Raw genomic sequence first — 20294 nt, 5'->3', positions numbered from 1 at the left:
GGCCCCGGCACCACCACCCCACCAGGCTCACCCCGGCACGGCCACCACGCCGCCACGCCCGTGATCCTCCGCCACCCCGGGCAGCGGGATCAGGCCGGCGAAGGCGGCGGCCCCGGCGGCGCATCGATCTCCCGCCGGGGCCGGGTCCCGCCCGTGAGCTGGCGTTCCTCGGTGATCGTCCGGTCGAGTTGGTGTGCCAGGCGGGGGATCGTCGTCGACGGGAGGTACGTCGTCGCGCCGGCGTTGAGCATTCGCCGGACCGGGCCCTCGTAGCTGACGCCCAGCTCGGCGTCCTCGATCTCGGCCACCACCACGCGCGCCCGCGGGAACGACCTCCGGAGGTTGCCGATCAGCTGCGGGCTCACCGGCGGCACCAGCAGCACGTCGGCCGTCGGTGGTGCCGCGTGCATGTCGATCACGATGTAGTCCGTGCCGAGCTCGGCCGACAGCGACGCCCGCGCCGACTCCGACAGCCGCATCGCCGTGGCGACCACCATCACCTCACCCTCGGCCGCCGGGCCGGCGGAGCCCCGGGAACCGGGTGCGCCGAGCGTGCTGGAGATCGTCGCGACCGCCTCACCGTTCCGCGTGATCACGAGGTCCTCGCCCGGCTCCAGGGCGTCGATGAGTGCCACGACATCCGCCGGCAGGCGTGACACGTCGATCCGCCGTGCGTCGCGTCCGGTCACGAGGCCCGGAACTCCCGCCACGCGGCGACGGCGAGCGTCTGGTGCGCGCCGTGCTCCTCGCGCGTCCGGACAGCTACGTCATCGCGGACGAGGCGACGGACCGGCTCGTCGGCATCGTGGGGCTCGCCGGCCTGGCCCAGGAACCGCTCGACGTCCTCGCGCAGCACCACCCGCGCCGGCTCGATGATCAGGGCGGACGGGGTCGTCGGCGTCGTCATGGAACCCGATCATCCCAGAATCCGGCCGCCGGTGATTTTTTCCCGCATCGGCGGTTTACCCGCTCGGCGGCCGGGGTAACCAGGCGCCGGAGTCGCAATCCGGTGGACGCAGGGGTGCCGTCGGATGGAGCAGGAAGCCCCGGCCCACCTCCCCCTCGGCGGGCCGGGGCTTCCGTCTGCCCAGGGGTCGTGCGCGGCCGCCCGCACCGGCGCGGGACAATGGCAGGCGCACCCGACCAGCAAAGGACCGATTCATGGCGAAGGCCGCCGAGCCACCTTCAGGTACCCGCGACTTCCTGGCCGACGACGTGCGTCGCCGGAAGGCCGCGTTCGACACCGTCAGCGCCGTCTTCGAGCGCTACGGCTTCGACCCCCTGGAGACCCCGGCCTTCGAACGCCTCGAGGTCTTCGCGGGCAAGCTCGGCGACGACGCATCGGCCCTGATCTTCAAGATCCTCAAACGCGGCGTGCACGAAGCCTCCGGCGAGGCCGACCTGGCGCTGCGCTACGACCACACCGTGCCGCTCGCCCGGGTCATCGGCACCTACGGCAGCAAGCTGCCCGCGCCCTACAAGCGCTACGTGATCGGCCCGGTGTGGCGCGCCGACCGCCCCGCGCAGGGCCGCTTCCGCGAGTTCGTCCAGTGCGACCTGGACACCGTCGGCTCGTCGTCCCCGCTGGCCGACGCGGAGACGCTGTGGGCGATCAACGACGCCCTGATCGCGCTGGGCGTCGAGGACTTCCGCTTCCTGGTCAACAGCCGCCAGGCGCTGCACGGCCTGCTGGAGGCCTACGGCATCCCCGAGGAGGCCGGCGCCAAGGTGCTCGGCAGCCTGGACAAGCTGGACAAGGCCACGCCGGACGCCGTGATCGCCGAGCTGGCCGACCGCGGCCTGGCGACCGGCACCGCGGAAAGCCTGGTCGGCGACGTGGTGTCCGCCGACACCGACCGGGTCCGCAAGCAGCTCGACACCACCGAACGCGGCCGCGCCGGCCTCGCCGAGGTCGACAAGCTGCTGGAGCTCACCGCCGGGCTGCCGTCCGGCCGGGTCGTGTTCACCCCGCGGATGGTGCGCGGCCTGGACTACTACACCGGCCCGATCTTCGAGGTCAGCACCGCCGGCTACCCGGGTTCGATCTCCTCCGGCGGCCGCTACGACGGGCTCGTCGCCAAGCTCGGCGGCCCGGACATGCCGGCCTGCGGCGGGTCGATCGGCCTGGAGCGGATCCTCGCCGGACAGGCCGCGGCCGACGCCGAAACCGGTGGCCTGGACGTCGCGCTCACCGTCCTCGGCGCCGAGGACGAGGTGCTGCGGCTGGCGAACCCGCTGCGTGCGCGCGGCCTGCGCACCGGCGTCTACCTGGGCACCTCCGGCAAGCTCGCGCGCCAGCTGAAGTGGGCCAACGACCAGCGCGCGCGCACGGTCCTGATCTACGGCCCGGCCGAGCAGGAGGCGGGCGAGGTCACCGTGCGGGACATGGCGTCCGGCGATCAGACCCGCGTCGCGCTCGACGGCGTGCCCGCCCACCTGCGGCCGTAACCTCAGCGCGGGGTCGATCCGAACGGCAGGTCGTCCAGGCTCGCGCGGAGTTCGTGCAGGTCGGCGAAGGTGCGCGCGGCCCCGTGCTCGGTCAGCTCGGCGGCGGAGAACCCGCCGGTGAGCAGGCCGACGCACGGCAGGCCGATGCGCCCGGCGGCGACGCAGTCCCAGACCGAGTCGCCGATCACCACGGCCTGCTCGCCCCGCACCTTCTCCAGCGCGACCTCCAGCAGGTCCGGTTCCGGTTTGGTGGCCTCGACGTCCTGGGAGCTGGTCCAGTCCCCGGCCAGCTCGCGGCCGTCGATCAGGTCGAGGTAGTGGTCGACGTGGTCCGGTTTGCCCGAGCTGGCCAGCACCACCCGGTAGCCGGCGTCGTGGGCGGCCTGGAGCAGCTCGTGGGCGCCGTCGAGCGCGCACACCTCGGGCAGCATCCCGTCGACCAGCTCCTTCCACTTGGCGCGGACGTCGTCGCCGCAGGAGTCCTCGACCTCCGGCCCGGCGACCTCGGGCACCAGCTGGTCACCGCCCATGCCGATGGCGCGGTGCAGGCGCCACACCGGCACGGTCACGCCGTGGCCGCGGAAGGCGCGGAACCACGCGAGCGCGTGGTGGTAGTTCGTGTCCACCAGCGTGCCGTCCACATCGAGCACGAGAACCTTGGCCATACCGGGCGGATTGCCCAGGGCGCCGGGCCGGGAAACGCTCACCCCAGTGTGCTCACGTACGCGAGCAGCCCCACGACCGGCACCGCGGCGGCCACCAGCCGGAGGTCCGGCCGCGGCGCGGAGCGGAGCAGGCGGACCCCTCCGGCACGAGCGCCACGCCCAGGCCCGCCACCGCGACGAGGGACAGCGCGGTGGTCCCCTTCAGCACGCCGAGCGGCAGGGCCGCCGTCGCCGCCAGCCCGAGGGCCTGGACCGGCCCCAGCACGCGCGCCCGCCAGGCGGCGAACGCGAGCACCGGCCAGCCGAGCAGGATCGTGAACGTCAGGTAGCTGAACAGGTGCGGGTCCCCGTAGGCGTCGCCGACGAACCCGGCGCCGCGATGGCGGGCGAGGGCGGCCTGGTCGAACCCGGCGTGGCAGACCCGCCCGAAGAGCCTGGTCACGACGAGAACCGCGCCGCAGGCACCCCAGCCGGTCCCGGCCCGCGCGGCGAACGCGAGCACCGCCGGGCACAGCAGCAGCATCCCGGCGAGCAACGACAACGGCGCGGCGATCATCGCCGGACCACCGATCCAGCGCAGTTCACGAGTCATGGGGCGAACCTGCCAGCGCCCGTCCGCGGCGAATCGGGCCAGGGCGGACAGTTCCGGCGGCGGGGTCGGACCTGGGTATGACCGCCGCGGGACCGCACCGGCCGGATATCGCGGGCCGCAGCCCGGACCGCCACGGGCACCGCGCTTCCGACCATCACCGCGCCCAGGGCGTGACCGCCATCCCGATATCGCTCGGGCGCCATTGGACCGAGGGATGACCGCCCTGGGCGGACGTGCCTGCCTCACGGAAATGCGCCCTTCCCCGTGGCGGACACGAGCCACCGCCGCTCTCCCGGCCGCGGCCCTGGCCGCCGTGGACGTCGCCGTCGGGGCAACCTGCTGCGCGACGACACCGGCTGGCGGCTGGGCGGGCCGGTGGCGGTCGCGATCGTGCTCGGGCTCGCCGTGCTGCTCCAGCGGCGGTGGCCGGTCCCGGTGCTGGTGGTGTCGTCGGCGGCCGCGTTCCTCGGGGTGCTCTGGGATCCCTTCGCCGCCACCGCGCTGGTGCTCCACGTCGTCGCGCGAGGGCGGGACCGGCTGCTTCCCCTGCTGGGCGCGTGCGCGGTCGTCGCGGCCACCGCCCCCGGCGGCACCCAGCGGGCCGCCCACTCCGCCACACGCACCCGCCGACTCTAGATCCCGAACAGCGGCAGGCAGGGCGGCAAACTCTCGATCGTCACCGGGATCTCGTCGCGCCACGCGTCGCGGCTGAGGCGCAGCCTGTGCTCCACCGCCAGCTTGTCCTGGACCACGTGCCGCGCGACGCCGTCCGGCCGGTAGCCGAGCTTGCGCGACACGGCGAGCGAAGCGGCGTTGTCCTCGAACGCGCCGGACGCCGCCTCCTCCGCGCCGAGCCCGGCGAAGGCCAGGTGCAGCACCGCGCGGCGCATCTCGGTGCCGATGCCCTGGCCCTGGTGCCGCCGGCCGACCCACGAGCCGGTGTGCACCTCGCGGGTGATGGCGAACCGCTTCGCGCTCACGCTCTGCTGGCCGACCACCTGGCCGTCGCGGAAGACGACGAGGTCCAGGCCCCAGTCGTCCGGGCTCCAGCTGCCCAGCCGGAGCCAGTGGAACTGCACGAGCGACCGCGCCACGAGCCCCGGTTCCTGGTCGGTCCACGGGACGAGGAACGGCATCGCGCCCGGATCGTGGATCCCCTCGGCGGCGAGTTCGGCCAGCTCGGCGAGCTCGTCGGGCGCGGGCAGCCGCAGTTCGAGCCGTGGGGTCCGCACGCGGAGCGCGAGCAGCGGGAAGTGATCGGCCAGCATCGGCTCATCCTGGCTCAGGAGCTGCCGCGCGGGAACACCATTTCCGGGTAACGCGGCGACGGGCCGTCCAGCAGGTGGTCGTCGCGGCCGCGCAGCCACCGGTCGAAGAACGACGCCACGTACGCGCGCTGGGTGCGCACGGCCGTCGCCGGGTGGAGGGTGCCCAGCGGCACGCCCAGCTGCGGCAGCAGGGCCGCGGCGTCGGTGAAGGACGCGTGCTCCGAGCCGAGCAGCTTCAGCTGCCGCGCCCAGCCGTGCGTCGCGGCGAGGAAGGCCGTCCAGCCGGGGCCGGTGTCGGTCTCGCCGTCCTTGCCGACCAGCAGGAACGGCCCGTGCAGGCCGTCCGCCGCCGGGGGCATGAGGCTGCCGTCGAACCACGTCAGGTTCCCGTCCAGGTTCACCCCGGCCACCACGCGCGGGTCGGCCGCCATCGTCAGCGCCGCGGCCGCCCCGCCCATCGAGTGGCCGATCATGCCGACCCGGCTCACGTCCAGGCGGCTCGACAGCGCGTCCAGCACGAACCGCGTGTCCGCGACCCGCACGCCGAGCGCCTTGCGCAGGAACGCGTCAGGCTCGCCGGGGTCGACCATGGTCCGCACCGAGCCGTCCGGGAACTCCACCTCCGGCGACTCCCACGTGTGGTCGATGCTCACCACGACGTACCCGCGGCCGGCCAGGTCTTCGGCCGTCGCGGTGCCCCAGGTGCGCGGCTCGCCCAGCCCGGGCGAGTAGACGATCACCGGGTGCCGCCCGGGCACCGGCACGGCGTCGCGGCGCGCGTTGGTCCGCACCGACGCCCAGTCCGTGGCGGGCACGCCGAGACCCAGCAAACCGTTGGCGGTGACCGCGTCGAAGTGCGCCGCGGCGCCGGGCAGCATGTAGGGCGCCGGGCGCCCCGGGCCGGGCAACGCGGGGTAGTGCAGCGTCACCATCAGCTCGCGCGGGCCGCCGCGCCACGGGTCGGTGCGCGCCGGGTCGACCAGGTGCAGGGCGGTCTCCCCCACCCGGTACGGACCGGTGGGCTGGGGCAACGCGAGCTTCGGCGCCGCGGACACCGGCACCGCCGCGGCGAGCAGCACCGTCACGGCGAGCACGAGAGATCTCCGGATCATGCCGGTGATGGTGCTCGGTCCCGGCGGCCCGGGCATCCGGGAACACCCTGAAACCGGCCCCGGAATCGGCGTCCGGTCTACAGTGGAATCACGTCGAGATCGCCGGGCGCGATGATGGTGCCCCGGTAACCGATCGCGTCCGCCGCCGCCTTCGCCTTCCCGAGGTAGACGGAGGCGGGCTGCGGCACCGGCGTGTAGTGGCAGAACACGAGCGTCCGCACGCCGGCCGCCTTCGCCACCGCGGGCACGTCCGTCACGTTCGAGTGCGCCTCCAGCAGGTGCCGGCGCAGCGCCTCGCCCTGGTCCGGGGGCAGCGTGTTCGCGATCGCGTCGACCTGGTCGTTGTCCTGGACCTCGTGCACCAGCACGTCACAGCCCCGCGCCAGCTCGATGAGGTTCGGGTCGGGAGCGGCGGTGTCGCCGGAGAAGACCACCCGTTTGCCGCTGCGCTTGAGCGTGAACCGGTAGGCGTAGGCGTTCTTCACCTCGGGGCCGTGGAACACGCGCGTCGCGTCGACCACGACGTGCTCGTCCTCCATCACGTGGGTGATCCGGGCGCCCACCGACACGTCCCGCGCCCGCAGCCGCGGGAACTCCGGGAACCCGCCACCGGTCTCGAACAGCTCCACGTCCTGGCCGAACAAGGTCTTCAGGCCGGCGACCTTGCGGCTCATCCCGGGCGGCCCCCACAGCCCGAGGTCGCTCAGGGCGGTGGGGGCGTTGGTCCAGCCGTGCAGGACCAGGTCCGGCAGCCCGGAGGTGTGGTCGAGGTGGTGGTGCGTGACGAACAGGTTGCGCACCGACGCGAAGGTCAGCCCCGCGGCCACGAGCTGCCGGGTGGTGTCCAGACCGCAGTCGACGAGGTAGGTGCGGCCGCCGGTGACCAGCGCGAGGGCGGGCTTGGCGCGGCCGGCGTTGACCTTCGGCCCGCCGTCCACGCCCAGCATGACGAGCCGGTCGCCGGTCGCGGCCTGGGCGGGTGCGGCGGTGAGCGTGCTCCCCGCCAGCAGCGCCCCGCCTGCGGCGAGGCTCATCTTCAGGGCGGAACGGCGCGAGGCCGGGCGGTCGCACATCGGGGCTCCTTCGATCCGAGGGAGCTGCAGTATCGGATGACCCGCGCACCCCGATCAGCCCGCGTTCCATTGGTTGGCCCGCCCGTCGTGGACCACCTCGAGCGACCAGGGCCGGTCCTGCGTGTGCAGGGCCCAGTAGTGCTCGGCGATGTCGTCCGGGTCGAAGGCCGTGCCCGGGGCGACCGGCCCGGCGACCGTCACCGACGCCACGTGCACCCCGGCGGCCCCGTACTGGGCGTCGAGCAGGGCGACGAGCGTGCGGACCCCGGCCTTGCCCAGCGACAGGCTCACGTACCGCGGGTCGGGCTCCGGCATCCCGCCGGTGACGAGGATCGTGCCGCTGCCCCGGGCGGCCATCGCGGGCGCGACGTGCGCCGCGGCGGTCAGCGCGCCGACGACGTTCACCGCCCACGCGTCCAGCTGCGCCCGCGCGGGCAGCTCCCCCGGCGCGTCCGGCTGGATGATCGCCGCGTTGTAGACCAGCACGTCCGGCGTGCCGAACTCCGCGGCCGCCGCGTCCAGGGCTTCCCGCAGGGCGTGCTCGTCGGTGCTGTCGGCGACGAAACTGCGCGCCCCCGGCAGGGTCCGTTCGGTCCGCGCCACGAGCGCGACGGGCAACCCCTCGCGCGCGAACCGCCTCGCCACAGCCTGCCCGATACCCGGCCCCGCGCCGATGACAACCACTCCACTCATGCGGCGACGGTAAAAGGCTGACACAGTGACAAGGTCAACGCCGCACGATCGCGACGGTGCCCGCGAGCCCTCCAGGTTGATCCCGGCGGCACCCGCGTCGAGGACGGCGGTGCCCGTCGCGGCCACGTCCCGGGCCGTTCCCCGTAACCGTTCTCGATGTCGGCGCTGACCGGCACGTCCACCGCGGCGGCGACGCGCCCCACGGCGCCGTTCATCGTGCCGGGACCGCAACGGGCCAATCAGTTCGAGCACCGTGGACCACACCGATCCAACACCGGGCCGGGCCGAAACCTCCGCTCACGTGAGTGACCCGCGAGCGGGGGACGTGGCGTTTTCGCCGATCCGGTCCGGGTAGCCGGGGCGCCGAGGAGGTAGCCATGAACATGTTCGACAAGGCCAAGGACGCCCTGGGCAAGAACCCGGACAAGGCGGACCAGGGCATCGACAAGGTGGCCGAGGCCGCCAAGGACCGCTTCGGTCAGCACGCCGACAAGATCGACCAGGCGTCGCAGAAGGCCAAGGACTTCGCGCGCGGGCAGCAGGAACAGCCGCCACCGCAGTGAGGAAGTCCACAATGGAATGAGCCCTTCGGGGCGAGGTGTTCGTCCCGGAGGGCTCTTCCCCGCACGCGCGCCGAGGGAGGATGCTGGGCCGCGTGTCCAGACCAGACCTGAACCCGGTGGCGCTGCACCCCGGCGTCATCGCCTTCCACCAGCCGCCCGGCGGCTGGTTCGTCAGCAACGCCGGACTCGTCGCCGGCCGGGACGCCGCCCTGCAGATCGACACGTTCGCGACCGAGCCGCTGAACCGGCGGCTGGAGACCGCGATCGACGCCTACCTCGAACCGGGCACGCGCCGCACCGTCGCGCTGACCCACGCCCACGGCGACCACGCCCACGGAGCCGGACGGCTGGCCGCCGCGGGCACGACGATCCTGGCCACCCCGCCGGCCGCGGGCGAGGTGCTGTCCGGGCCGCACACGTACGACTTCCTGTTCAGCTGCGACTGGGGCGCGATCGACCCGCCGTCCGGCATCTCCCCGGTCACCGAGCCGCGGGACCTCGACCTCGGCGGCACGTCGGTGACGGTCGTGCCGGTGCCCGGGCCCGCCCACACGCACGGCGACCTGGTGGTCTGGCACGCGGAGTCGGGCACGCTGTTCACCGGCGACCTGCTGTTCCTGGGGGTCACGCCGCTCGCGCTCGCCGGGTCGATCGCCGGGTGGCTGGAGGCGCTGACCTGGCTGGAAACCTTCGGCGCCACGACGTACGTGCCCGGCCACGGCCCGGTGACCGCGGCGGCGGACGACCCGGTCGCGGACGTGCGGGAGTACTTCGAGTGGCTGCGCGAGGCGGTCGCCGGGTCCGCGGACTTCGCCGCGATCGAGGCGGCCGCCCGGGCGCGCTGGCCGGCGTGGGGCGCCGGCGAGCGGCACGGGGTCAACGCGCGGATCGCGTACGCGCAGGCCCACGGCGTGGAACTGGACTTCCCCGCCGGGGTCCGGGACCTGCTGAGCAGCGCCGCCGCGCACGGCGAGCCGATGACCGAGACCGGCCTGATCCGCCTCGACCTCTGAGGCGTCAGCGGATCTTCTCGCCGTAGACGCGCTCGACCTTCAGCGTCATCAGCACCCGGCGGTCGGACACCATGACCTCGCGATACTCGTTCCAGTCCGGGTGCTCGCCCGCGGCCGCGCGGTAGTAGTCGACCAGCGCTGCGACCTCGGGGCCGTGCGGGTCGGTGCCCGGGCCGGTGAGGGTGACGCTGCCCTCGGCGGTCGCCCACGCCCAGCCGTCGGCGCTGGTGACCTCGAGCGCCGCGCGCGGATCGCGGCGGAGGTTGCGGGTCTTGGCCCGGCCCTCCGTCATGGACACGTAGATCAGGCCGGCGTCGCGGTCGTAGTACGGCGTGACGGGCGACAGCTGCGGCAGGCCGTTGGCCTTGATGGTCGCCAGGACGGCGATCCGGCTCTCGGCGAGCAACTGGTGCGGGTCGAAGGACGTGGTCATGCGGACTCCTTGTCGCGGAACTGTTCGATCACCGAGGCGTAGCTGTCGCCGCCGTGCCCCGCGGACACCGCGCGCCGCGCGGCCGCGCGGACGAGCGCCGGCAGCGCGGGGTCGCCCCCGGCGTCCTCGCTCTCGTGGACGACGTGCTCGATGGCGGCCAGGTGGGTGCCGAGGGTGGCGTCGAGTGCCGGGTAGGTGCCCTCGTCGATCTGGCGCGCATACCCGGGCAACCACCCGGCGACCGTGTCGATTCCCGCGCGGGCGAACGGGAGGAACGAGTCCGCCGGCACCCCCGCGGCGCCGAGCAGGGCGGCGCTGTGCAGGAAGCCGTTCAGGATGCCGTACATCAGGCCCAGCACGGCCGTCTCGTGCAGCGCCGACAGGGCGGGGTCGTCGCCGAGGAAGGTCGCCGTGCCGAGGTCGCGCAGGATCTGCTCGTGCTCGTCGAAGGCCGCCCGCGCTCCGCTGTAGACGATGGCCGCCTCCGGCGTGCCGATGGCGGGCGGGGCGGCCATGATCGCGCCGTCCAGGTACCGGCCCGGGTGGCGCGCCGCCGTCTCCCGCGCCTCCCGGGAGGTGCCTGAGCTCAGGTTCACCAGGACGCGGTCGCCGAGCTCGCCGGCCACCGGGTCGAGGATTTCCCGCACGGCATCGGCGCCGGTGACGCACACGATCACCAGCGGGCTCGCCGTCACGGCGTCACGAACGGATCCGGCGCGGGTCGCCCCCTGCGCGACCAGGGCGTCCGCCTTGGCCGGCGAGCGGTTCCACACCGTCGTGGCGTGACCGGCGCGCACCAGCGCACCGGCGAGCGCCTGGCCCATCAGCCCCAGGCCGAGCACGGTCACGGAGTTCTTCGTCATGGCACGATGGTCGGGGTTCACACCGGTATGAAGGTCAAGGAGGAACCGGCGTGCTGATCGGCGAGCTCGGCAGGCGGACCGGGGTCAACACCCACCAGCTGCGCTACTACGAGGCCCAGGGCCTGCTGAAACCGGACCGGGGCACCAACGGCTACCGCGAGTACGGCGAGGACGCCGTGGTGACCGTCACACAGATCCGGAACCTGCTGGACGCCGGGTTGTCCACGGAGGAGATCGGGGTGCTGCTGCCCTGCGCCAGCGGGGCCGCGCCGGACCTGGAGCCGTGCGACGAGCTGCTGGCAGTCCTGCGCGGCAGGCTGCACGGGCTGGACGACCACATCGGCACGCTCCTCCGGGCGCGCCAGACCCTGCACGGCTACCTCGAAGCCGCGGAACACCGGCGAGCCGGCGAGACCGCACCGGTCTGACCGGGACAAGGGCTGTCCAGGGGGATCACTCCGAGCCCGGGTACAGGTGCCCCATCAGCTCCAGCACCTCGTCGATCATCTTGCGGGCCTTCGCCTTCGACGGGGCCGCCGCGACCTCGCGGCCCGCCTCCGTCGCCATCGCCGTCAGGCACAGCACCAGCATGTCCGACAGCGGCCGCTCGTGGCCGTTGACCAGCGTCGAGTTCGCGTGCAGCCACTCGCGGAACCGCTGCCGCGTCAGCAGCCCGAACCCGGCCGGCCCGCTGCCGGACAGGAAGATCCGCGCCAGCTGCCGCTCCTCCCAGCACCCCTCCAGGTACGCCCGGGTACCGGCGATGAACAGCCGCAGCGCGTCCTCCTCCCCCGCCGCCAGCGCGCTCCGGAACGCGCGCGCCGACCGGTGCTGCTGCCGCCGCGTGTACTCGTCGTACAGCGTGATCCACAGGTCCGACTTGGCGGTGAAGTGGTGGTAGAGGCTGCCGATGCTGGCACCCGCCCGGTCGGCGATGTCGACCAGCTTGGCGTCCTCGTAACCGGAGGCGACGAACACCTCGCGGGCAGCGTCGAGCAGGGCGGCGCGCGTGATCTGCGCCCGCGTGCTCCCGGTGGTGGCCTCGGTCATACCCCGATTGTGCCGGACCGCACGGCTCGCGCCGGTCCCGGCGTGACGTGAGCCCCGCCGGGACGCGGCGCCCACCTCACGCCGCCGGCACGCCGTTGGCCGGCGCCGCCGGTTGCGGCGTCGTGTACGGCACCACCGGGCCGTCGCCGCCGTCGGTGGTCAGCGGCGTGCCGGACAGCACCTGCTGCCCGCCGCGGATGGTCGAGATCTGCCCGCCGGTGTAGCCGGCGTGCGAGTCCGGCCCGTACCGGAACGGCACCAGGCCCGGCCCGGTGAACCCGCCCTTGTTCAGCGCGTCGATCAGCCCCTGCCGCGTCAGGTCCTTGCCCGCGGCCTGCAGCACCTGCGCGAACGTGTAGGCGTAGGACATCGCGTAGATGACGTTGCCGTCGAACGGCAGGTTCGGGATGTAGGTGTCGTGCACCTTCTTGAACAGCTGGATCCACGAGTTGTCCGCGCTGCTGCTGGCCGGCAGGTAGGCGCTGCTGACCAGCCCTTCGACCAGGTCGCTGCCCTTGACCGAGGCGCCGCTCTGCTTGGCGAAGTTCTCCAGCAGCCCGGACACCGTCACCGGGTCCGCGCCGACGCTGGACGCGATCAGCTGCGGGTTGTAGCCCAGCTTCAGCGCGGTCAGCTTGAACAACGCGGTGTAGGCCGGGATCGTCTCCAGCACCACGACCTCCGCGCCGCTGCGCGCGATCGCCGACACCTGGGCGGCGACGTCGGTGTTGCCCGGCTGGTACGGCTGCCGCGCCACGACCAGGCTCTGGTCGATGAACTTGTCCAGCCCCTTCATGCCGTCGGCGCCGAAGTCGTCGTCCTGGTAGAAGTAGGCGACCTTCTTGCCGGCGAAGTTCTTCGCCACGTAGTCGCCGAGGATCTTGCCCTCGACCGTGTAGTCGGGCTGCCAGCCGTAGGTGTAGGGGTTGCGGTCCGGCTGGTCCCAGCAGGTGCAGCCGGACGCGACGAACAGGTCCGGCACGCGTGAGCTGTTGAGGAAGTCCACGACCTTGGTGTGGGTCGGCGTGCCGAGCGCGCCGACCATCGCGAACACCTTGTCCTCCAGCACCAGCTGCTTGGTCAGCGTCACCGTGTTCGCCGGGTTGTAGGCGTCGTCGACGTACTTCAGGTTGATCTTGCGCCCGTGGATGCCGCCGTTGGCGTTGATGTAGTCGAACATCGCCTTCGCGGCCGGCCCCTGCTCGCTGTAGCCGGGCGCCGCGTTGCCGGTCAGCGGCAGGGTGCTGCCGATCAGCACCTCGGTGTCGGTCACGCCGGGCGTGCTGCCGCCACCGCCACCACCACCGCCGCACGCCGTCAACGTGAGGGCGAGCGCCGCGGTGAGCGCGACCGCCGCGCGCGGGCGTCTGGACAGGACCATCTCGTCTCCTTCAGTTCGTGCGGTTACGGCGGAGCAGGCGGCCGATCCGGCGCACCCCGGACTGGATGCCGCCGGGGAAGGCCAGGATGACCAGGATCAGGACCAGTCCATAAAGGACCAGCGGGATGTTGGCGTAGACCGCGCGCGGCAGGTCGGCCTGCTGCGCGAGATCGGTGGACCAGTTCGGCAGCAGCGTCACGATCACCGCGCCGTACACCGCGCCGGCGAGGCTGCCCAGCCCGCCGAGCACCGCTGCGGTGAGCAGCGACAGCGACAGGGCCAGCGTGAACGCCCCGGGCGCGGCGAGGTTGTTGACGATCGCGAACAGGCCACCGGCCAGCCCGGCACAACCGGCGCTGACGCAGAACGCGAGGATCTGGGTGCGGGCGACGTGCACGCCGGACAGGGCGGCGGCGTCCTCGTCCTCGCGGACCAGCCGCATGTCCCGGCCCAGCCGGCTGCGGCTGAGGTTGGCGAGCAGGAACAACACGATCACCAGGCAGATGCCGCAGATCCAGGCCTGCCACCGCTCCAGCGGGAACGTCTCGCCGAGCGACAGCGGCGGCACCGGCGGGCTGACGATCAGCCCGTTCGCGCCGCCGAGGACGTCGCGCAGGCCGTGGTAGTCGGCCAGCGACGGCAGCCCCACCGCGAGGGCGAGCGTCGCGCCGGCCAGGTACGGCCCGCGCAGCCGCGCCGCGGCCACCCCGACCAGCGCGCCGACCAGCGCGGTGCCGGCGGTCGCCACGATCAGCACCGGCACCAGGCTCCACTCCGCGTTCTCCAGCAGCAGCGCGGAGGTGTAGGCGCCGACGGCGACGAACGCGCCGTGCCCGAGCGAGATCTGTCCACTGAGGCCGGACAGCACCGTCAGGCCGGCGACGGCGATGGCCATGTAGGCGATCTGGGCCAGCTGCAGGTTCGCGAACGGGTCCAGCGCGATCGACACCAGCCAGAACCCGGCCAGCCCGAGCACCGCCCAGCACCCGTGGCGCAGCAACGTCGAGCGCCGCCACACCGGCACCCGGGGCGTCTCCCGCCGGGGTGCCTGCGTTTCCGTCATCGTCATACCCGCCGCCTCGCTCCCGCGCCGAACAACCCGTGCGGCCGCACCATCAGCACCACGATGAGCACGACCAGCGCGCCCAGCGTCACGATGTCCGGGCCCAGGTAGCCCGAGACGAAACTGAGCACCAGGCCCAGCGCGAGCCCGCCGACGACCGCGCCCGGCGGGCTGTCCAGCCCGCCGATCACGGCGGCGGTGAACCCGAACACCAGCACCGCGTCGAACGCCGTCGGACTGACGAAGGTGCTCGGCGCGATCAGGACCCCGGCGATCGCGCCGGCCACCGCGGCCAGCGCCCAGCCGACGGTCAGCATCCGGCCGACCCGCACCCCCAGCAGCCGGGCCACCTCCGGCGCGAACGCCGTCGCCCGCATCCGCAGCCCGGCCGAGGTCCGGCGGAACACCACCGCCAGCACCACCATCACGGCGAGCACCACGAGCACGATCCACAGGTCGTTGGGCGAGAACAGGATCTGGCGCCCGCCGGCCTGGAACCCGGCGATCGAGAACGCGGGCGGGTAGGACTGCGGGGTGCCGCCGAACACCATCCCGGCGATGCCCTGCAGCCCGACCAGCAGGCCGAACGTGACCACCACGGCGTCCAGCGGCGGCCGCTTGGCGACCGGCCGGATCAGCACCCGCTCCACGACCGCGCCGAGCACGAGCCCGGCGGCGATCGCGACGGCCAGCGCCAGCCAGTAGGACCCGCCGTTGCTGACCACGGTGTAGCCCAGGAACGTCGTGATCATCAACATCCCGCCCTGCGCGAAGTTGACGATGCGGGTGGAGCGCCAGATCAGCACCAGGGCCAGCGCGACCGCGGCGTACACCGCGCCGCTGGTCAGCCCGGCGAGCGTCAAGTCGAGGAACCGTCCCATCACATCTCCAGGTAGGCCCGGCGGACCCGGTCGTCGGCGGCCAGCCGGGCGGCTTCGTCGTCGGCGACCTTGCGGCCGACGTTGAGCACGACGGCGCGGTCGGCCACCGACAGCGCCGTGCCCGCGTTCTGCTCGACCAGCAGCAGGGTCAGACCGGTTTCGGCACGCAGGCGGCGCAGCGTGGCGACGATCTGCGCGGCGGTGCGCGGCGCGAGCCCGAGCGACGGCTCGTCGAGCAGCAGCAGGTCGGGACGGCTCATCAGGGCGCGGCCGATCGCGAGCATCTGCCGCTCGCCGCCGGACAGCGTCTCCGCGCGCTGGTGCCGCCGCTGCTCGAGCGGCGGGAACAGCTCGAACATCCGCGCCACGCCGGTGCGCAGCCACGCCCGGTCCCGCCGCCACAGCCCGCCCAGCCGCAGGTTCTCCTCGACGGTCAGCTCGACGATCACGCCGCGGCCCTCGGGCACGTGCGCAACGCCCAGCCGGACCAGGTCCTCCGGGCCGTGACGCGTGATGTCCCGGTCGTTCAGGCGCACCGACCCGGACTTGGGCCGCAGCAGCCCGGACAGCGAGCGCAGCAGCGTCGTCTTGCCGGCGCCGTTCGCGCCGAGCACCGCGGTGATCGAGCCGCGTTCCACCGTCATGTCGATGTCGTGCAGCGCGCGCACCGGTCCGTACTCGGCGACCAGGCCGCTGACCTCAAGCATCGGCCGCCACCGCCTCGCCGAGGTAGGCGCGCTGCACGGCCGGGTCCTCCCGCACCCGCGCGGGCGTCCCGGTGGCGATCACCTCGCCGAAGTCGAGCACGACGAGCCGGTCGCAGAGGTTCATCACGAACTCCATGTGGTGCTCCACGAGCATGACCGTGGTGCGCTGCCGCAACCCGCGCACGATCTCGGCCAGCTCGCCGGTCTCGGCGGCGGACAGCCCGGCCGCGGGTTCGTCGGGGAGCAGCAGGCGCGGTTCGCTGATCAGCGCGCGGGCCAGCGCGACGCGCTTGCGGATGCCGTAGGGCAGGCTCGCGCACGGGCGGTGCGCGGCGTCGGCGATGCCGAACTGCTCCAGCATCCCCATCGCCTGGTCCCGCAGCCGCAGCTCGTGCCGCTCGGCCCACGGCGAGGCGAGCAGCGCGCCGACCGGGCCGGTGCGCGAGCGGTGCGTGGCACCGGCGGCGACGTTGTCCAGCGCGCTGAGGTTGGGGAACAACCCGAGCCCCTGCAGGGTGCGGGCGATGCCGAGCCGGGTGAGCCGGTGTGGCCGGGGCACGAGCCGGTGCCCGTCGAAGGACAGGGTGCCGGAGTCCGGGCGGACGAACCCGCAGATCGTGTTGAACAGGGTCGTCTTGCCGGCGCCGTTGGGACCGATGACGCCGAGCACCTCCCCTTCGGTCACCTCGAGCGAGACCGCCTGGAGGACCTTCAACCCGCCGAAGGACACGTTCAGCTCGTCCACTCGTAGCAACGGAGCGTGCTGCGCCATTTCTCGCGACCACCGCCTCTTCGCAGGTGCGTAAAACAGAATCAGGTTCGGTTTGGAGGGACCGTACACACATCGGGCTGTCTTGCACAGCCCCTTCGGACAATCCGCTCGAGCGTGATCGAACAGAACCCAGTTCCACACTTTTGCCTTGACCGGGCACCGTGCTATACCGGCCTGAGCGCCACGAGGAGGTGGCGCACGAGCCTGGGGGTTCTCCCGTGTTGCGTGCACTGGTGCTGGCCGCCGCGCTGACGGCGCCGCTGCTCACCGTCCCGGCGGCGGTCGCGGCCCCGCCCCGGCTGACCGTGGAATCCGTGTCCAACCCGCACCCCGACCTGGTCAGCGGCGGGCAGGTGCTGGTCCGGGTGCCGGCGGCACGGGACGTGCGGGTGACGGCCAACGGGCGCGACGTCACCGGCGCGTTCAAGCAGACCGGCGACACACTGCTGGGCCTGGTCGACGGCCTGCCGGACGGCGCCACCGAGATCGTCGCGAGCGCGCCGGGGCGGGGCCGCGCGAGCCTGCGGGTCACCAACCACCCGATCACCGGACCGGTGTTCTCCGGGCGGCAGCAAGAGCCGTTCTACTGCGAGACGCAGGCGTACGGGCTGCCGGCCGCAACCCCGCCGCTGTGCACCGCGCCGACCCGGGTCAGCTACCAGTACCGGACGACCGGCGGGCAGTTCCGGCCGCTGGCCGATCCCGCGTCCCGGCCGGCGGATCTCGCCTCGGTCAACGGGATGCCCTACATCGTGCGGGTGGAACGCGGCACGATCGATCGCGCGGTCTACGAGATCGCCGCGCTGACGGACGGCACCGCGCCGTCCCCGTTCACCGTGGAGCGCGGCTGGAACGAACGGCTCGTCTACACCTTCGGCGGCGGCTGCAATTCCGGGTTCCACCAGGGCGCCTCGACCGGCGGGGTGCTCAACGACCTGTTCCTGTCGCAGGGTTACGCGGTGGCCTCGTCGAGCCTGAACGTGCTGGACAACAACTGCAGCCCGATCATCTCCGCGGAGGCGGCGATGATGGTCAAGGAGCACTTCACCGAGACGTACGGGCCGGTGCGGCACACGATCGGCTGGGGCGGGTCCGGCGGCGCGATCCAGCAGTACGACATCGCCGAGAACTACCCGGGCATCCTGGACGGCATCATCCCCGGCATCTCCTACCCCGACCCGCTCAGCACCGGCGGGCCGGTCACCGACTGCCGCCTGCTCAACCGGTACTTCGCCGGGCCGGGCAGCTCGTTCACTCCCGAGCAGCGGGTGGCGGTGGCCGGGTTCCACACCTACAGCACGTGCGTGTCGTGGGAGCAGACGTTCGCCAACCGCGCGACGGCGACCGGCAGCTGCAGCCCGCTGATCCCGGTGCCGGAGCGGTGGGATCCGGTGTCCAATCCGGACGGTGTCATCTGCAACTCCAACGAGCAGCTGGTGAACCAGCTCGGGCGCGATCCGCGGACCGGGTTCGCGCGGAGCACGCTGGACAACACCGGGGTGCAGTACGGGCTCGCGGCGTTGCGATCGGGGCGGATCTCCGCGGCGCAGTTCGTGGACCTGAACGCCTCGATCGGCGGGCTGGACTACACGGGCGCCCCGGTTCCGCAGCGCAGCGCGGCCGATCCGAAGGCGCTGTCGGCGGCCTACCGGTCGGGGCTGTTCAACTCGGCGTCGCTGGGGTTGCGCACGACGCCGATCATCGACCAGCGCACGGATCTGGACCTGGCCGGGTTCGGGGCCGACATCCACACGACCGAGTGGTCGTTCGTGATGCGGGAGCGGCTGCGGCGCAGCGGGACGGCGGAGAACCAGGTCATCATCGCGAGCCGTCCGGCCGACGCGGCGGTGGCGGCTCGCTACGAGCTGGACGCGATGGACCGCTGGCTGACGGCGATCGGCAACGACCGGTCGCCGCGCGGCGCGCAGCAGAAGGTGGTGGCGAACCGGCCCGCGGACCTGGGTGACGGGTGTTACGTGTCGGCGACCGAGCGGTTGCGGGAGCCGTTGACCTACCCGTCCAGCGGGCGGTGCGGGGAGTTGTTCCCGGTGGCCGCGAACCCGCGTCTGGTGGCTGGTTCGGGGCTGGCGATGGAGGCGCTGAAGTGCCGCCTGAAGCCGATCGACTTCCGCGACTACCCGGTGGGTTTCACCCGTGAGGAGCAGCGGCGGTTGCGTGCCGCGTTCCCCGACGGGGTGTGCGACTGGGGCAAGCCGGGCGTGGGCGCGCGGAAACCGGCCGGGGTCTGGCAGAGGTACTAGCCGGGTGAACGTCTCCGACGCGTCCGTCGACTTCGGACACCTGGTGCGGCGGCGGCCGTCCGCCGTGGTGCGCCCGCGCTCGGCCGCGGAGATCGCCGGTGTCGTCCGGAGCGCGGCGGCGGACGGTGTGCCGGTCGCGGCGCGGGGACGCGGTCACTCCGGGTACGGGCAAGCGTTGACGGACGGTGTCGTGGCCGACATGTCCACGCTGGCGGCGGTGCACGAAGCAGGTGACGACCGGATCGTGGTGGACGCGGGCGCGGGGTGGGACGCGGTGCTCGCGGCGGCGTGGGAGCGCGGGCGCACGCCGCCGGTGCTGACCGACTACCTGGGGTTGTCGGTGGGCGGCACGTTGTCGGCCGGCGGGATCGGCGGGACCAGCTTCCGGCACGGGTTGCAGACCGACACGGTGCTTTCGCTGGAGGTCGTCACGGGTGATGGTGTGGTGCGGACGTGCGGGCCGGGGGACGAGCTGTTCGCGGCGGTGCTGGGCGGGCTGGGCCAGTGCGGGATCATCACGCGTGCCACGCTGCGGCTGGTCCCCGCACCGGCGCACGTGCGCCGTCAGGAGCTGGACTACGACACGGTGGCGGCGGCGGCGCTCGATCAGGTCCGGTTCATCTCCGAGGACCGGTTCGACTTCGTGCAGGGGCAGGTTCGTTTTGGCGGCTCCGGGCGGCGGGTGTTCCTGGAGACGTACTCCGAAGGGGGCGGGGACCTGCCGTTCCTGGAGTTCCAGCACCGGCTGGACGCCGCGGAGGCGCTGCTGACCGGGACCGGCGCGTGGTTCCACCCGCACCCGTGGTGGAACTGCTTCCTGCCCGAGCCGGCCGCGGTGGACTTCCTGAGCACGCTGGTGGAGCGGCTGAGGCCGGAGGATCTCGGCGAGGCCGGGTGTGTGCTGTTCTACCCCGTCTTCACCGGCCGGGTGCGGGCTCCGCTGGTGCGTCTGCCGGCCGAGCGGATCGCCTTCCTGGTCGCGCTCCTGCGCTTCCCCCCGGACGACGCCGCGCTGGCGGCCCGGCAGGTCACGGAGAACCGCCGCTTCTACGAGGAGGCCCGCGAGCTGGGTGGAGTGACGTACCCGATCGGCGCGATCCCCTTCACGCCCCCGGACTGGCACCACCACTTCGGCGACCAGTGGCCGTCCCTGCGAGCATGGAAGTCCCGCTACGACCCGGCGGGCGTGCTGACCCCGGGACCGGGGATCTTCTGAGGGGCCTCAGTTACCCGGACCAGGAAGCCCCAGCCGCTCCAGGCACTCCCCGCTGCCCCACCACGCGCAACACCCCCACCGGCGCCAGTCAGCCAACCGCGCCACCCGCGCCGGGCGCTCCCCAGCCACTCCCCCACTCGCGGCGGTGAACCCGGCCCAAGCCCCTCCACCAGACACGGCAGCTCAGCCACCCACGCCAGGCACTCCCCGCTGCCCCACCACGCGCAGCACCCCCACCAC

Annotated in this window: 23 protein-coding genes; 7 read left to right on the top strand and 16 right to left on the bottom strand. The window is 73.1% G+C overall.

What is annotated here, in order from left to right; translation table 11 throughout:
• Window positions 1-89: 89 nt before the first annotated feature.
• Together D0D28_RS32575 and D0D28_RS32570 are read right to left on the bottom strand one after the other, a co-directional pair.
• Entirely contained in the window at window positions 90-689 is a 600-nt protein-coding gene (locus D0D28_RS32575) for a hypothetical protein (protein ID WP_094004831.1), read from the bottom strand.
• Window positions 686-907: a hypothetical protein gene (locus D0D28_RS32570; RefSeq protein ID WP_094004830.1), complete on the bottom strand. Its 222-nt coding sequence runs from the start codon at window positions 905-907 to the stop codon at window positions 686-688. Before D0D28_RS32570 ends, D0D28_RS32575 begins: the two co-directional genes overlap by 4 nt.
• 254 nt (window positions 908-1161) lie before the next feature.
• Here D0D28_RS32570 and hisS point away from each other — a divergent pair, with 254 nt between their 5' ends.
• Entirely contained in the window at window positions 1162-2448 is a 1287-nt protein-coding gene (hisS, locus tag D0D28_RS32565) for a histidine--tRNA ligase (RefSeq protein ID WP_116114939.1), read from the top strand.
• Between the two features lie 2 nt (window positions 2449-2450).
• On the opposite strand, the gene D0D28_RS32560 is transcribed toward hisS, so the two are convergent.
• Both D0D28_RS32560 and D0D28_RS32555 read right to left on the bottom strand, forming a co-directional pair.
• The gene (locus D0D28_RS32560; protein WP_094004828.1) at window positions 2451-3113 is read right to left on the bottom strand and encodes an HAD family hydrolase; all 663 of its coding nucleotides are present in this window, start codon (window positions 3111-3113) and stop codon (window positions 2451-2453) included.
• 52 nt (window positions 3114-3165) lie between these two features.
• A complete protein-coding gene (locus D0D28_RS32555) occupies window positions 3166-3705 on the bottom strand; it encodes a hypothetical protein (RefSeq protein ID WP_240323440.1) in 540 nt (179 codons plus the stop codon).
• 264 nt (window positions 3706-3969) lie between these two features.
• On the opposite strand from D0D28_RS32555, the gene D0D28_RS32550 reads away from it, so the two are divergent.
• A complete protein-coding gene (locus D0D28_RS32550) occupies window positions 3970-4341 on the top strand; it encodes a hypothetical protein (protein WP_162831263.1) in 372 nt (123 codons plus the stop codon).
• Here D0D28_RS32550 and D0D28_RS32545 read toward each other — a convergent pair.
• The 4 genes from D0D28_RS32545 to D0D28_RS32530 all read right to left on the bottom strand — a co-directional run bounded on the left by D0D28_RS32545 (window position 4338) and on the right by D0D28_RS32530 (window position 7851).
• Window positions 4338-4973 (bottom strand): GNAT family N-acetyltransferase, encoded by a 636-nt coding sequence (locus D0D28_RS32545; protein ID WP_116114937.1) that lies wholly within the window; start codon window positions 4971-4973, stop codon window positions 4338-4340. The genes D0D28_RS32550 and D0D28_RS32545 overlap by 4 nt on opposite strands.
• A 14-nt stretch (window positions 4974-4987) precedes the next feature.
• Window positions 4988-6085, bottom strand: a complete 1098-nt coding sequence (locus D0D28_RS32540; RefSeq protein WP_116114941.1) for an alpha/beta hydrolase family protein — start codon at window positions 6083-6085, stop codon at window positions 4988-4990.
• Window positions 6086-6162: 77 nt separating this feature from the next.
• Entirely contained in the window at window positions 6163-7158 is a 996-nt protein-coding gene (locus D0D28_RS32535) for an MBL fold metallo-hydrolase (RefSeq protein WP_116114935.1), read from the bottom strand.
• Window positions 7159-7212: 54 nt separating this feature from the next.
• Window positions 7213-7851: an SDR family NAD(P)-dependent oxidoreductase gene (locus D0D28_RS32530; protein WP_094004824.1), complete on the bottom strand. Its 639-nt coding sequence runs from the start codon at window positions 7849-7851 to the stop codon at window positions 7213-7215.
• Window positions 7852-8228: 377 nt separating this feature from the next.
• Between D0D28_RS32530 and D0D28_RS32525 the strand changes: the two genes are divergently transcribed.
• Both D0D28_RS32525 and D0D28_RS32520 read left to right on the top strand, forming a co-directional pair.
• Complete coding sequence (locus D0D28_RS32525; RefSeq protein WP_094004823.1) at window positions 8229-8414, top strand: antitoxin; 186 nt, start codon at window positions 8229-8231, stop codon at window positions 8412-8414.
• Window positions 8415-8506: 92 nt separating this feature from the next.
• The gene (locus D0D28_RS32520; protein ID WP_205413423.1) at window positions 8507-9427 is read left to right on the top strand and encodes an MBL fold metallo-hydrolase; all 921 of its coding nucleotides are present in this window, start codon (window positions 8507-8509) and stop codon (window positions 9425-9427) included.
• A gap of 4 nt (window positions 9428-9431) precedes the next feature.
• Here the strand turns inward: D0D28_RS32520 and D0D28_RS32515 are convergent, their stop codons facing one another.
• Both D0D28_RS32515 and D0D28_RS32510 read right to left on the bottom strand, forming a co-directional pair.
• The gene (locus tag D0D28_RS32515; protein WP_116114931.1) at window positions 9432-9860 is read right to left on the bottom strand and encodes a PPOX class F420-dependent oxidoreductase; all 429 of its coding nucleotides are present in this window, start codon (window positions 9858-9860) and stop codon (window positions 9432-9434) included.
• On the bottom strand, window positions 9857-10723 hold the full coding sequence (locus D0D28_RS32510; RefSeq protein ID WP_116114929.1) for an NAD(P)-dependent oxidoreductase: 867 nt from the start codon (window positions 10721-10723) through the stop codon (window positions 9857-9859). The genes D0D28_RS32515 and D0D28_RS32510 overlap by 4 nt, the downstream gene beginning before the upstream one ends.
• A gap of 50 nt (window positions 10724-10773) precedes the next feature.
• Here D0D28_RS32510 and D0D28_RS32505 point away from each other — a divergent pair, with 50 nt between their 5' ends.
• The gene (locus D0D28_RS32505) at window positions 10774-11151 is read left to right on the top strand and encodes a MerR family transcriptional regulator (protein ID WP_116114927.1); all 378 of its coding nucleotides are present in this window, start codon (window positions 10774-10776) and stop codon (window positions 11149-11151) included.
• A 25-nt stretch (window positions 11152-11176) separates the two neighbouring features.
• On the opposite strand, the gene D0D28_RS32500 is transcribed toward D0D28_RS32505, so the two are convergent.
• The 6 genes from D0D28_RS32500 to D0D28_RS32475 form a co-directional block, all read right to left on the bottom strand.
• On the bottom strand, window positions 11177-11773 hold the full coding sequence (locus D0D28_RS32500; RefSeq protein WP_094004818.1) for a TetR/AcrR family transcriptional regulator: 597 nt from the start codon (window positions 11771-11773) through the stop codon (window positions 11177-11179).
• 76 nt (window positions 11774-11849) lie between these two features.
• On the bottom strand, window positions 11850-13154 hold the full coding sequence (locus D0D28_RS32495) for an ABC transporter substrate-binding protein (protein WP_116114925.1): 1305 nt from the start codon (window positions 13152-13154) through the stop codon (window positions 11850-11852).
• A gap of 10 nt (window positions 13155-13164) precedes the next feature.
• Window positions 13165-14223, bottom strand: a complete 1059-nt coding sequence (locus tag D0D28_RS32490; RefSeq protein ID WP_094004816.1) for a branched-chain amino acid ABC transporter permease — start codon at window positions 14221-14223, stop codon at window positions 13165-13167.
• Complete coding sequence (locus D0D28_RS32485; protein WP_116114923.1) at window positions 14220-15098, bottom strand: branched-chain amino acid ABC transporter permease; 879 nt, start codon at window positions 15096-15098, stop codon at window positions 14220-14222. The genes D0D28_RS32490 and D0D28_RS32485 overlap by 4 nt, the downstream gene beginning before the upstream one ends.
• Window positions 15098-15805: an ABC transporter ATP-binding protein gene (locus tag D0D28_RS32480; protein WP_116114921.1), complete on the bottom strand. Its 708-nt coding sequence runs from the start codon at window positions 15803-15805 to the stop codon at window positions 15098-15100. Before D0D28_RS32480 ends, D0D28_RS32485 begins: the two co-directional genes overlap by 1 nt.
• Window positions 15798-16577: an ABC transporter ATP-binding protein gene (locus tag D0D28_RS32475; RefSeq protein ID WP_116114919.1), complete on the bottom strand. Its 780-nt coding sequence runs from the start codon at window positions 16575-16577 to the stop codon at window positions 15798-15800. The genes D0D28_RS32480 and D0D28_RS32475 overlap by 8 nt, the downstream gene beginning before the upstream one ends.
• A gap of 218 nt (window positions 16578-16795) precedes the next feature.
• Between D0D28_RS32475 and D0D28_RS32470 the strand changes: the two genes are divergently transcribed.
• A complete protein-coding gene (locus D0D28_RS32470; RefSeq protein ID WP_116114917.1) occupies window positions 16796-18838 on the top strand; it encodes a DUF6351 family protein in 2043 nt (680 codons plus the stop codon).
• 4 nt (window positions 18839-18842) lie between these two features.
• Complete coding sequence (locus D0D28_RS32465; RefSeq protein ID WP_162831262.1) at window positions 18843-20054, top strand: FAD-binding protein; 1212 nt, start codon at window positions 18843-18845, stop codon at window positions 20052-20054.
• Window positions 20055-20294 lie beyond the last annotated feature (240 nt).

It is taken from the genome of Amycolatopsis ruanii (assembly GCF_003385175.1).
GTDB lineage: Bacteria > Actinomycetota > Actinomycetes > Mycobacteriales > Pseudonocardiaceae > Amycolatopsis_E > Amycolatopsis_E thermalba.
This window is presented reverse-complemented; position numbering and strand designations above follow the sequence as displayed.